We start from the raw sequence: 13,101 nt of genomic DNA on the forward strand, positions 1-13,101 counted from the left end.
TCATATATATGAAAAAACAGGGGGATTAATGAAAATGAGAGAAGAAGCTTTAGAAATTTTATTTAAGTATTTAGAGACTGACAGAATGAGAAAACATTGCTATGCTGTTGAAGCGGTTATGAAAGATTTAGCCAAAAGATTAGAGCCAGAAAAAGAAGAAGAGTGGGCAGTTGCAGGTCTTTTACATGATTTAGATTCAGATATAGTTGGAAGAAAACCAGGGGAAATCTGTGAAGGGCATGCTACAACAACAGTAGAGCTTCTTAAAAAAGAAAACTTTGGTGATGAAGAGATGTATAGAGCGATACTTGGTCATCACGATGGAATGGGCGTTACAAGAACTAGCCTTATGGAAAAAGCTATATATGCAGCAGACCCTATAACTGGGTTTATAACTGCTATAGCTTTGGTTTATCCAGATAAAAAACTTACTAGTGTAAAAACAAAGTCTGTAATTAAAAGAATGAAAGAAACGAGATTTGCTTCAAATGTAAATAGAGATGCAATGAGAAGTATAGAAGATATAGGGATTCCATTTGATGAATTTGCAGAGCTTTCTCTTAATGCAATGAAGAATATAAGTGATGTTCTTGAAAGTAATGAAAATGAATAATGTAAAAGAGATAATAAATTTAATTGTCTAATTTATTAATAATTTATAAAACAGATTACTAATAAGAGATTAAATAATTGATGCTTAATTAAGCTATTAATACTTGGTTTAACAAATCACTAAGAACCAGTTAATTATGGTGATAAGTATATTTAAGAAATAGAGTATCAATAGTGTACAAATAAAAAACAGAAAAAGAAAGTAAGGCGGGATATATGAAGCTTACGACTATTTGTTATATAGAAAAAGATGATAAGACTTTAATGTTATATAGAAATAAAAAGAAAGATGATATACATGAAGGTAAATATGTAGGAGTTGGAGGAAAGTTTGAGCAAGGAGAGACTCCTGAAGAGTGTATAATCAGAGAAGTTAAAGAAGAAACTGGACTTACGCTTAAATCACTAACATATAAAGGTCTTATAACTTTTCCAAAATTTAAGAATGAAGAAGACTGGTACATGTTCCTATATTTTTCAGATGACTTTGAAGGTAGTTTGTCCGAAAAAGATTTGGATGATTGCAAAGAAGGTAAATTACTTTGGGTAGACAATGATAAAATATTTGACTTAAATATGTGGGAAGGTGACAGATTATTTTTGAATTGGGCTAAGACTGGGAAAATTTTTAGTGCAAAGATAATATACAATAATGGAGAATTGGAAGATTATAGTGTAAGTTTCTTAACTTGATTTCTATAAAAATTTTCAATTTAAACTCATATATTGTTAAAAAAATAAAAATTGACTTAGACAACTATTTGCTTTATACTAAAGTAAAATTTTTAAATGGAGGAAAATTTAGGATGATAGACATAAATTTAGAAACATGCGTAGGTTGTGGCTTGTGTGAGTCAGACTGCCTTGTAAATGCAATAAAAGTTAGAGAAAATAAAGCAAAGGTAAAAAATGTTCTCTGTATTAATTGTGGTCATTGTATGGCAATTTGCCCAACAGACTCTATAGAAATGCAGGGATTTGATAAAGGTGAGGTATTAGAATACAATCATGAAACTTTTGACTTAGAGTCTGAAAACTTGATGAATTTCATAAAATTTAGAAGAAGTATAAGAGACTACAAAGATATAGAGGTAGAAGAAGAGAAAATAAGAAACATAGTAGAAGCTGGTAGATATACACCAACAGGTGGAAATAGACAGCCTCTAAGATACATATTAGTAAAAGATAAGTTAAAAGAAGTAAAAGAATTGGCAATAGAAGGGCTTTATAATTTAGCATTAAATACTGATGATGAAGACTCTGTTCGCTCTATATATAAAAACACGTTTAAGAGAATGTATAAAGGATATAAAGAAAAAGGAATTGACTCTTTATTTTATGATGCACCACTACTTATGGTAGTTGTTGGTGATATTTCTTTAGGTGGAAGTGTATATGTAGATGGAGGATTGGCTGCATCTAATATGGAACTTATGGCTTACTCTCAAGGATTGGGAATGTGCTATAATGGATTTTTCGTTATGGCATCAAATGTAGAACCAAAGATAAAAGAGCTATTAGGAATGAATGATAACGAAGCAGTTATAACTTCATTTATATTAGGCTATCCAAATGTAAAATATAAGAGAACTGTAAATCGAAATGTTGCTAAATTTGATATAAAGTAGTACTCGGATTGTGTTCTATGCTAAATCAAAATAGATAATGCTATATAATTAATACATCAAATTTATTGTAAACACAAGGTAAATAGAGTATAATCAAAATATATTATGTATGAATGAGGATGTTAAATTTTTACAAAAATTTTATGTCCTTTTTTGTACTAATCTATTTTTCAAGTCTAAGAATTTATACAGTATACTATACTGTAAATATTATTATATGGAGGATTTTATAGTGAATTTGAAAAAATTACTTTCATTAGTTTTTGTAATTATGTCCATATTCACTTTCTGCATATTTCCCTTTAAGAGTAATGCTATGAATAATGATAATCGTACCATACGTGTTGCTTATCCCATTCAAAAAGGTTTAAGTGAGATAGATGAAAAAGGTAGATACTCTGGGTATACCTATGAATATTTACAAGAAATTGCCCAATATACTGGGTGGAATTATGAGTTTGTTCAAGTCGAAGGAGATATAAATGAATCTCTTATTAAGTTAATGGATATGTTAAAAAATGGTGAGATTGATTTAATGGGTGGCTTGTTGTATGATGAACCATTAGAGAAAGTGTATGATTATGTCGGATATAGTTATGGAACTGTAAATACAGTATTACAAGTACTTCATGATAATGCAGATATTGACAGTGTAAGCTCACAAGTGACAAAGAACATGCGTATTGCTGTAATAGAAAATTCTACTAGTAAAATTAAAGAGTTAGATAGATACTGTGAAATGAATCAAATATCCTCTGAATTGATACCTTGTAAAACAATGGAAGAACAAATACAAGCTCTAAAGGATGAAAAAGCAGACGCAATGCTTAATGTCAGTATGAATCCTAGAGATGATTTGCGCACTATAGCTAAGTTTTCTCCTAAGCCATTTTATTTTGTTACAAGCAAAGGCAATACAGAATTATCTAAAAAGCTTAATTCAGCGATATCTAACATTGAGCAAACAGACCCTTATTTTTCACCTACATTATATGAGAAATATTTTACACCAGAGAATAAAGAGATGATTTTATCTAAGAAAGAATCTGAGTACATTAAAAATACAAAAACTTTAAAAGCAGGTGTTTTACTAAACAATCCGCCATTTCAATATGTAGATGATAAAACAGGAAAATTAAAAGGTATTTCAATAGATTTATTGAATTACCTGGCAAAGAAGACTGGTTTGAAATTAGATATGGTGCCTGTAGAATCTCAGAAGGATTTAGAAAATATGATAAAAAATTCTAAGGTTGATATTGTAGCAGGCATGACATACGATTATGAAAAGGCACGTAAACAGCATGTAGCTATGACTCGGCCATTTATTTCTACACAGTATATGATGATGATTAACAATAAGGTAAACGAAGATAGCTTAGAAAATAAACGTTTAGCTCTTGAAAAAGGTACTTCTTATAAAGGCTATTCTGCTAAAAATATAATTTGGTATGATACGCTAGAAGAATGTATTGATGCTGTGAATAGTGGAAAAGCAGATTATACATATGGTGAAGGTTATTCCATACAGTATTATGTAAATCAACCTAAGTATAAGTATGTTCGTTTAATTCAACAAAACTACGAACAACATCTCTTCTGTTTTGGTGTAGCTAAACAGAATGAACAGGAATTATTTAGTATATTAAATAAGGCTGTAATTAGTATACAGACTGAAGAGATGCAATCAATTATTTATAATAATACTACATATATATCAGATTTTTCTCTAGTTCAAATTATGCAGGAAAATCCAATTCAAACTATTCTTGTAGTATTTAGCATATCATTATGTATTATTATAATTATGGCTTGGAGTCTTCGTACTCGTACAAGCATGAATCAGAGAATTTCTTTAGAGCTTAAAAAACATACTGAAGTATATGAGATGGCAAGTGAATACTTTTTTGAATATGATTATCAAGCAGATAAAATTACGATTGCGATGCAAGAAAATGGTGTTAATGTCTTTGGAGGTCTAAGTCATTGTAAAGACACATCTGGAAATGAAATTGAAAAAGAGTACAGAGAACAATTTTTTAAGTTGATTATGGAACAAGAAAATGGTTCAACAGAAATTTATTGTATTTGCCCTGATAGGGAGTTTCATTGGATTAGAATTACATCAAAGATAATTTATAATGAAAAGAATGTACCTGTTTATTCAATAGGCAAATTGCACAATGTTGATTGTGAAAAAGAGGAAAAAATGAGACTGTTAGATAAAGCACAAAAAGACAGTTTAACAAATATTTTTAATGCAGCTTCTATAAGGGAGATGGCTACAAAGAGTTTGGATGATTTATCGAATAATGAAAGAGGAGCTTTACTTATTTTAGATATTGACCATTTTAAAGAGATAAATGACAATTATGGTCATCTTATTGGAGATAAGATGCTGATTGCAGTTGCAAATATTCTTACTAAATCTTTTGAGGAATGTGACATAGTAGGTCGCCTAGGAGGGGACGAATTTAGCATATATGTTAAAAGTGTAGAGGATATGGAAAGCCTTGTAGAAAAATGTAATATTTTATATGATAAAATCCATGGTATTAAATTACCAAATGGTAAGAGTATATCTGTAAGTATGGGTGGTGTAATGTCAAAACAAGGACAAACATATGATGATATATACAAAATGGCAGATGATGCTCTTTATAATTCGAAAAAGCAAGGTAGAAATTGCTTTAAAATTGTTGAATAGAAAAATTTTCTTTATATACTTTATATAATCTATACATAATGAAAACATGAAAAAACATATAAGTATATGTTTTCTAGAAAAAATGAAGTGAATCAATTTACATATGTAAAAATTACTAAGTGGGGTAATTTAATATCTTGATTATAGGTAATTATATAAGTTTAAATAATAAAAATATATTAAATAAAAATATGTAATGAAATAATAAAGCCTAATGATAAATATAAAAATGCATCATTAGGCTTTATTCCTATAAACTTTTATAATGTTAATTTATAGAATGAGTTTTATATAGATTTATTTATAATCTATAATTGTATCCAAGAGTTAATCTAAATAAAATTTAGATTTAATATTGGTTCATAGATTTTAATATTTCTATAACATAATCCCAAACATTAGCTATAGAAGGGATACTAACATGCTCATTTGGAGTATGAACATCAAACATATCTGGTCCTATAGAGATAGCTTCAGCATGAGGAAGTTTATCAAGTAATAATCCACACTCAAGACCAGCATGTAGAGCCATAACAGTAGGAACTTTACCAGTTAATTTTTCATAAGTCTCACTACATATTTTTTCTAATTTAGAACCTTTTTTGAACTCCCAAGCTGGATATTGAGAAGTAAGACCATAATCAGCACCTAAAGCTTGAGCTAAAAGTCTTATTCTATCAGCTATTTCATCTCTAATAGACATAACAGAACTTCTAACAGAAGTTAAGAATTCAATAGTAGATTCTTTAGTTTCAATTATAGCGAAGTTAGTAGAACTTTCAACTAATCCTTCTATATCAAGGCTTACAGATTGAACACCATGAGGAGTTAAGCTTGACATTTGAATAACTTTTTCTTTACAATCTTTAGCAAGAACTTTTTCTACAGAAGTTTCAGCAACTGAATAAGTCATACCAGGGTCAGAAGTAGTGAACTCATGTTTAAATGCAGTTAAAATATCATTTATTTGTTTTTTAGCAACTTCAACATCAGCTTTATTGACAGCTATTACACACTTAGCTTCACGAGGTATAGCATTGTGTTTAGTTCCGCCATCAACTGAAGCCAAATCATAGTCAACATCTAATACACTTAATACTCTAGCTATTGCTTTGTTAGCATTTGCTCTTTGTAAAACAATTTCCATACCAGAGTGTCCACCTAATAGTCCAGTAACTTCAACTAATAAACCTTGCTTATCAGCTTCAACTTCTTTGTACTCAACAGGTAAACTAACAACACAAGTTTTACCACCAGCACAACTAACTAATAAGTATCCTTCCTCCTCGGAGTCCATATTTAGGATATATTGACCTTTAATTAAGCTAGGTTCTAATGCATCAGCACCATTCATACCATCTTCTTCATTAACAGTAACTAAAACTTCTAATGCTGGATGCTCTAAAGTGTTATCTTCTAATATAGCCATACCCATAGCAACAGCTATACCATTGTCAGCTCCTAGAGTAGTTCCAGTAGCATATATCATGTCACCATCAATTCTTAATTTTATAGGGTCTTTAAGAAAATCATGTTCAACATTCTTTTCTTTTTCACAAACCATATCCATGTGTCCTTGAAGAACTACGCCTGGACAATTTTCATATCCTTTTGTAGCAGGCTTTCTTATTATTATGTTTAAGCTTTCATCTTGAATAGTTTCAAGACCTAAATCTTTACCAAAGTTAAGTAAAAAATCACTTATACCTTTTTCATTTCCAGAACCTCTAGGAATTTGAGATATTTTCTCAAAGTTTTTAAAAACATTCTCTGGTTTTAATCCTTCTAATACGTTTCCCATGACTTATGTTCCTCCTTAATTTATCTATATAAGTAGCTATTTTAAAAAAACAAGCTAAAATAAACTTCTTTAAAAATATTAAAGAAGATTTTTTAACAGATTATATTACAAATAAAGCATGTTTATGTATAATATATAGATAGCTACATACATAGTATAATACAAAATATGCGTAAAATATATCTAAAAGAGAAAAAATATAATAATTTTAGAAATGAAAAAGAAATAAAACTTGCAGTTTTTATTGGAAATGCTTGAAAAGCATACATTTTTAAAATTAAATAAAAAAGTTAAAATATCGAGGATGGTGAATATAGAAAATGAATGAGAAATCGTTAAGAGTTCTAGAATACAACAAAATAATAGACTTATTAAAGAAGAAAGCCTCATCTTCTTTAGGTCTAAAATATATAGAAAGTTTAGTCCCAAATACTGATTTTGTAGAAGTAAAATCCATGCTAGAAGAAACTAGTGAAGCTCAATCAATTATTATAAAGAGAGGTTCAGTAGCTTTGGAAGGTATTCATGATATAGAAGACAAGGTAAAGAGAGCATATATAGGAGCATCTCTTGACCCAGGAAGTCTAATTATGATAGCAGATACTTTAAGAGTAGCTAGGAGATTAAAAAATAGTCTATCTAGTAGTGATGAAGAAGATTTCAATTATCCAATAATACAATCTCTATCAAATTCTCTATACGTGTATAAAGACATAGAAGACCAGATATACACTGCGATAATTAGTGAAGTAGAAATATCTGACAATGCTTCAAGTACACTTAGAGATATCAGAAGAAGAATATCTCAAAAAAATCAATCCATTAGGTCAAAACTAAATTCAATAATAAGTTCGACTACGTATCAAAAATACTTACAAGATGCCATAATTTCTCTAAGAGGTGATAGATTTGTAGTGCCTGTAAAAGCTGAATATAGGTCGCAAGTAGCTGGTATAGTACATGACCAGTCATCTTCTGGTGCGACACTTTTTATAGAGCCAATGACTATAGTAGAGATGAATAATGAGTTGAGACAGTTGAAATTAGGAGAACAAGAAGAGATAGAAAGAATTTTATCAGAGCTTTCTGCTATGGTTGGAGAAGTGAGTGAACATTTGATTTCTAATCAGGAGATACTAGGAAGATTGGATTTTGCATTTTCAAAGGGAAAACTTTCTATACAAATGAGAGGTATAGAACCAACTTTAAATGAGGATAAATATTTAAATATAAAAAATGGAAGACATCCATTGTTGGATAAGAAGAAAGTAGTAGCAAATACGATTTATTTAGGAAGAGACTTCCACACATTGGTAATAACAGGTCCAAATACAGGTGGTAAAACTGTTACAATAAAAACTGTAGGTCTATTTGCACTTATGACACAAAGTGGACTTCATATACCTGCTGATTATGGAAGTAGTATGTGTGTATATGATAATGTATTTGCAGATATAGGAGATGAACAAAGTATTGAGCAGAGTTTATCAACATTTTCATCGCATATGACGAATATAGTATCAATACTACAAAGTGTAACAGCAGACTCTTTAGTTATATTTGACGAATTAGGAGCAGGAACAGACCCTGTTGAAGGAGCTGCCCTTGCAATAGCAGTATTAGAAGATATAAACTCTGTAGGAGCTAAATGTATAGCAACTACTCACTATAGTGAGCTTAAAAACTATGCTCTTACTAAATCTGGTGTAGAAAATGCAGCAGTTGAATTTGATATAGAAACATTAAGTCCGACATATAAACTACTTATAGGTGTTCCTGGAAAATCGAATGCTTTTGAGATTTCTAGAAAACTTGGACTAAGTGATTATGTAATTTCACGTGCTAAAGAATATATAAATACAGATAATATAGCATTAGAAGATGTATTACAGAATGTTGAAAAGAATAGAATCAAAGCAGTAGAAGACAGAGAAGAAGCTGAAAGATTAAAAGAAGAGATTGAAAGACTAAAAGTAGAGTATGATGAAAAGCTTGAAAAATTGATTAGCCAAAGAGATAAGATGGTTGAAAAAGCTAAATCAGAAGCCTTTTCAATTATAAGACAAGCTAAAGAAGAAGTAGACCTAATAATAAAGGAACTTAGAAATCTTGAACAGGAAAGAGCTTCAAAAGAAAAGAATCGTAAGATAGAAGAGCTTAGAAAAGAATTGACTAGCTCCATGGGAAGTCTTCAACCAACAGTAAAAAGTATGATAGTTCCAAAGGTTTCAAATAAGGAGATAAAAGACCTAAAACCAGGTGAAGAAGTTAAGGTAATAACTTTAAATCAAAATGGTAGTGTAGTTTCAGTGGATAAAAAGAGAAAAGAAGCAGTAGTGCAAATTGGTATAATGAAGATGACTCTACCTTTTAAGTCTTTACAAAAAACTCGCAAAGATGTTTCAACAAATGTAACTAAATCAACAAGAAATATCATAAGGTCAAAATCTGGTAATATAAAAAATGAAGTTGACCTTAGAGGATTAAATTTAGAAGAAGCTATAATGGAAGTCGAAAAATATCTTGATGATGCATATGTGGCAGGATTAGAATCTGTAACAGTAATACATGGAATAGGTACAGGAGTATTGAAAGCAGGACTACAAGACGTCTTAAGAAGAAATAGACATGTAAAATCACAAAGAGGTGGTCAATACGGAGAAGGTGGAGCAGGAGTAACAATTGTTAAACTAAAATAATTTGTATGGGAGCACATTTTTATGATATTAGTATCTGCATGTTTAATAGGAATAAATTGTAAATATAGTGGCGATAATAATGAAAATGAAAAAGTTAAGGAATATTTAAAAGGCAAAGAATTTACACTTGTATGTCCAGAACAGTTAGGTGGTCTATCTACACCAAGACCACCTGCTGAAATAGTTGATAATAAGGTAATTACCAAAGATAATAAGGATGTGACAGAAAACTTCGTAAAGGGTGCAAAAGAGACTCTAAAAATAGCAAATTTATATGTATGTAGCGAAGCAATATTAAAAGAAGGCAGTCCATCTTGTGGGTGTAATTTAATTTATGACGGTAGTTTTTCTGGTAAAAAAATCTCAGGAAAAGGTGTCACAGCAAAACTACTTGAAGAAGCAGGAATAAGAGTTAAAAGTGAAAAAGATTTGTAGAAAATCAATACAAGAATAAAAAAGTTGTATATAAAGATAGTTACAAGCATGTGTATAAAGATAGTTATAAGAATTAACCAAATTTATAAAACATCATAAAAAGTAGAAAAGTTGTATAAAAAGTAAATGTAAGGTTGAAAAAATCTTATACAGATTAATAAAATGGTATAAATTAAAATTGTAATTAGAGCATTTTTAACGTATGCAGAATTCATACAAAGGGTACATTTTTTTAAGTACTTTGTCACATAATGAAATACTTGAAAAAACACGAAATTTGATTTAACATAAAGAGATAAGCACAATATAAACCAGGTACAATGTAGAGAGGAGCAACAAGATGCAAGATTTCAAGGTAGCAATATCAAATTGCCTTAAAGAAAAAATAGAAGATTTATCGAAAGAAGAGATAGAGGCACTTATAGAAGTACCACCAAATAAGGATATGGGTGACTATGCTTTTCCATGCTTTAAATTAGCTAAAGTATTTAGAAAAGCTCCAAACATGATAGCAAATGAATTAGCAGAAAGTATAGAACCAAGTGGAGAGATAACAAAGGTAATACAATTAGGCGGATATGTAAACTTCTTTGTAAATAAATCTCAATTAGCAGAAACTGTAATCAAAAAAGTATTAGAGGAAAAAGAAAACTACGGTCATAGTGATTTTGGTAAAGATAAAACTGTAATAGTTGAGTATTCTTCTCCAAATATAGCAAAACCTTTCCATATAGGGCATATAAGAACTACAGTTATAGGGAATGCTTTATATAAGATATATGATTCACAAGGATACAAGACTATAAGAATAAATCATTTAGGTGACTATGGAACTCAATTTGGTAAGTTAATAGTGGCCTTTAAAAAATGGGGAGAAAAGACGGTAGTAGAATCTAATCCAATTCCAGAATTACTAAAATTATATGTAAGATTCCATGATGAGGCTGAACAATATCCAGAAATGGAAGATGAAGCAAGAGCATGGTTTACTAAGTTAGAAAATGGTGACGAAGAAGCAAAAGAATTATGGCAATGGTTTAGAGATGAGAGTTTAAAAGAATTTAACAGAGTGTATAAACTTTTAGATATAGAATTTGATTCTTTGGCGGGTGAAAGTTTCTATTCTGATAAGATGGGTAAAGTAATTGAGTTATTAGAAGAGAAAAATCTTTTAAAAGAGTCTAAAGGTGCAAAGATTGTTGATTTAGAAGAATATAAGATGCCACCAGCACTTATTACTAAGAATGATGGTTCAACACTATATATGACAAGAGATTTAGCTGCTGCAATATATAGAAAAGAAACTTACGATTTTGACAAGTGTATATATGTAGTTGGCTCTCAACAAAACTTACATTTCCAACAATGGTTTAAGGTAATTGAGCTTATGGGATACGATTGGGCAAAAGATTTAACTCATGTTGGATTTGGTATGGTAGCTCTTGAAGAAGGTACTATGTCAACTAGAAAAGGAAGAGTAGTATTTTTAGAAGATGCTTTAAATCAAGCTATAGATAAGACTAAGGATATTATACTAGCTAAAAATCCAAATGCTAAAAATGTAGATGAAATATCTAAGCAAGTAGGTGTTGGTGCAGTAGTATTCCAAGAATTATCTAATAGTAGAATAAAAGACTACACATTCTCATGGGAAAGAACATTGAGTTTTGATGGTGAGACTGGACCATATGTTCAATATACACATGCTAGATGTTGTGCAGTTTTAAGAAAATCAGAAGAAGAAGTAACTTCTGATATAGATTATAGTCTATTAGCTGACGAAGATAGTGCAGAAGTTCTTAGAGTTATAGAATCATTTAACAAAAATATTTTACTTGCTCTAAAGAAAAATGAACCACATATAGTGACTAGATTTATGTTAGATTTGGCTCAAGCGTTTAATAAATTTTATCATGACAATCCAATTTTAGTAGAAAATTTGGAAATTAGAAAAGCGAGACTTGCATTAGTTCTAGCTACAAAACAAACTTTAGAGAATTCTCTGAAGCTGTTGGGAATGCACGCTCCAGAAAGAATGTAACACGATAAAATGTTGAAATAAAAAGAATAAAATTGAACTTAGTACGCAATTTGTATAACTGTAAAATATAGGGATGTCGAAAACTGATACTTTACATATAAAAAAGTAGTATCGTATAATAATATATAGATAGTAGATTACAATGATTTTTGTACACTACTATCCCCCTATATATGACAGCTTCTTAAACGGGCTGTCTCTTTTTTTTTAATGACAAGATATTTAGATTCAATTTTTTAGAAAGGATATATTTATGAATGACGAATTACTAAAAAAAGTCTACACATCTTCTTTTAATAGTGCAAGTAGGGCTCTTAAAGATTTGATTATAATAAATACAAAATCCTTAATAGATGATAAAGTGCAAAGATGTGTATATATAGACGAAAATAGACTGAGAGATGAACTTGTTTACTATAGATTTTATGGAGAGAAAATAGGTACTATTAATTTTTTAAATATTTTATTACCATTAATTTTATCAAATACTAATATCCAAAAAAGTGAAGATGAGGTTATTAGACTAATAAAAAAATATGTAAATTATTTTAAAAAAGAAGAATCTTTATTTGATTATTTGTTAGGTTCTGTAGCTTATAATTCTGTTATGCACAATCTTATAAATAATAGTAAAATAGAATATGTCGAATTACTACAAAGTATTAAAGACAAGATAATAGGATTTTCTATAGAATTAGACAAATCTGATATTGTAAAGTTTCAGATGGCAAGGATTAAAGCAATACAATTAATTGATAAATATATTGATTCGAAGTTTGAAGATTATGATGAAGAAAGTATTCTATTAAATGTGTTAAACATCTTATATGATGTATATATGGAAGATAGGATTGTAGAAAATGAAGGAATTAAGAGCATAAAAAAATCTATATTATCCATTTTGGGTGAAGATAGTGAATTAAATGAAGATAATATAGATTTCATTTTTTCTATGTCGGAATATGTTGTTAAATTGAGAAAATATAAAATTGGAGTTAAAGCTTACAATAAAAAGATAGACCCAAGAAGTCTTATAAGACTTGAAGAAGGTAATACTATAATAGACCCCATATTTAATCAAATAACAGTTATGTCGAAAACCTTTAATGATAATATATTAAGCATAAAAATAAATTCTAAATCAGGTATTTATATATTGAAATTTAAAAAGGTTTAGG

9 protein-coding genes are annotated in these 13,101 nt (G+C 29.5%); 8 read left to right on the top strand and 1 reads right to left on the bottom strand.

The window, feature by feature from the left end:
* Window positions 1–28: 28 nt before the first annotated feature.
* The 4 genes from ACTG45_RS04040 to ACTG45_RS04055 all read left to right on the top strand — a co-directional run bounded on the left by ACTG45_RS04040 (window position 29) and on the right by ACTG45_RS04055 (window position 4,947).
* Window positions 29–613, top strand: coding sequence for an HD domain-containing protein (locus ACTG45_RS04040; protein WP_044212816.1), 585 nt, complete (start codon window positions 29–31; stop codon window positions 611–613).
* Between the two features lie 215 nt (window positions 614–828).
* Window positions 829–1,305, top strand: a complete 477-nt coding sequence (locus ACTG45_RS04045; protein WP_021383488.1) for an NUDIX hydrolase — start codon at window positions 829–831, stop codon at window positions 1,303–1,305.
* 113 nt (window positions 1,306–1,418) lie between these two features.
* On the top strand, window positions 1,419–2,240 hold the full coding sequence (locus ACTG45_RS04050; RefSeq protein WP_021383532.1) for a nitroreductase family protein: 822 nt from the start codon (window positions 1,419–1,421) through the stop codon (window positions 2,238–2,240).
* Between the two features lie 232 nt (window positions 2,241–2,472).
* Entirely contained in the window at window positions 2,473–4,947 is a 2,475-nt protein-coding gene (locus tag ACTG45_RS04055) for a diguanylate cyclase domain-containing protein (RefSeq protein WP_479919889.1), read from the top strand.
* Between the two features lie 349 nt (window positions 4,948–5,296).
* On the opposite strand, the gene ACTG45_RS04060 is transcribed toward ACTG45_RS04055, so the two are convergent.
* Window positions 5,297–6,748 (bottom strand): aminoacyl-histidine dipeptidase, encoded by a 1,452-nt coding sequence (locus ACTG45_RS04060; protein ID WP_021383476.1) that lies wholly within the window; start codon window positions 6,746–6,748, stop codon window positions 5,297–5,299.
* A 320-nt stretch (window positions 6,749–7,068) separates the two neighbouring features.
* On the opposite strand from ACTG45_RS04060, the gene ACTG45_RS04065 reads away from it, so the two are divergent.
* The 4 genes from ACTG45_RS04065 (at window position 7,069) to ACTG45_RS04080 (ending at window position 13,100) form a co-directional block, all read left to right on the top strand.
* A complete protein-coding gene (locus tag ACTG45_RS04065) occupies window positions 7,069–9,447 on the top strand; it encodes an endonuclease MutS2 (RefSeq protein ID WP_479918212.1) in 2,379 nt (792 codons plus the stop codon).
* A gap of 21 nt (window positions 9,448–9,468) precedes the next feature.
* Window positions 9,469–9,882, top strand: a complete 414-nt coding sequence (locus ACTG45_RS04070) for a 2-thiouracil desulfurase family protein (RefSeq protein WP_479919890.1) — start codon at window positions 9,469–9,471, stop codon at window positions 9,880–9,882.
* Window positions 9,883–10,222: 340 nt separating this feature from the next.
* Entirely contained in the window at window positions 10,223–11,923 is a 1,701-nt protein-coding gene (argS, locus tag ACTG45_RS04075) for an arginine--tRNA ligase (RefSeq protein WP_479919891.1), read from the top strand.
* 253 nt (window positions 11,924–12,176) lie between these two features.
* Window positions 12,177–13,100: a hypothetical protein gene (locus tag ACTG45_RS04080; RefSeq protein WP_021383463.1), complete on the top strand. Its 924-nt coding sequence runs from the start codon at window positions 12,177–12,179 to the stop codon at window positions 13,098–13,100.
* Window position 13,101: the final 1 nt, after the last annotated feature.

The organism is Clostridioides sp. LIBA-7602 (assembly GCF_056688945.1).

Bases quoted from the DNA above. Each gene is read 5' to 3' on its own strand.
- ACTG45_RS04040 (WP_044212816.1), top strand. From the start codon at position 29: ATGAAAATGAGAGAAGAAGCTTTAGAAATTTTATTTAAGTATTTAGAG.
- ACTG45_RS04045 (WP_021383488.1), top strand. From the start codon at position 829: ATGAAGCTTACGACTATTTGTTATATAGAAAAAGATGATAAGACTTTA.
- ACTG45_RS04050 (WP_021383532.1), top strand. From the start codon at position 1,419: ATGATAGACATAAATTTAGAAACATGCGTAGGTTGTGGCTTGTGTGAG.
- ACTG45_RS04060 (WP_021383476.1), bottom strand. From the start codon at position 6,748: ATGGGAAACGTATTAGAAGGATTAAAACCAGAGAATGTTTTTAAAAAC.
- ACTG45_RS04065 (WP_479918212.1), top strand. From the start codon at position 7,069: ATGAATGAGAAATCGTTAAGAGTTCTAGAATACAACAAAATAATAGAC.
- ACTG45_RS04070 (WP_479919890.1), top strand. From the start codon at position 9,469: ATGATATTAGTATCTGCATGTTTAATAGGAATAAATTGTAAATATAGT.
- argS (WP_479919891.1), top strand. From the start codon at position 10,223: ATGCAAGATTTCAAGGTAGCAATATCAAATTGCCTTAAAGAAAAAATA.
- ACTG45_RS04080 (WP_021383463.1), top strand. From the start codon at position 12,177: ATGAATGACGAATTACTAAAAAAAGTCTACACATCTTCTTTTAATAGT.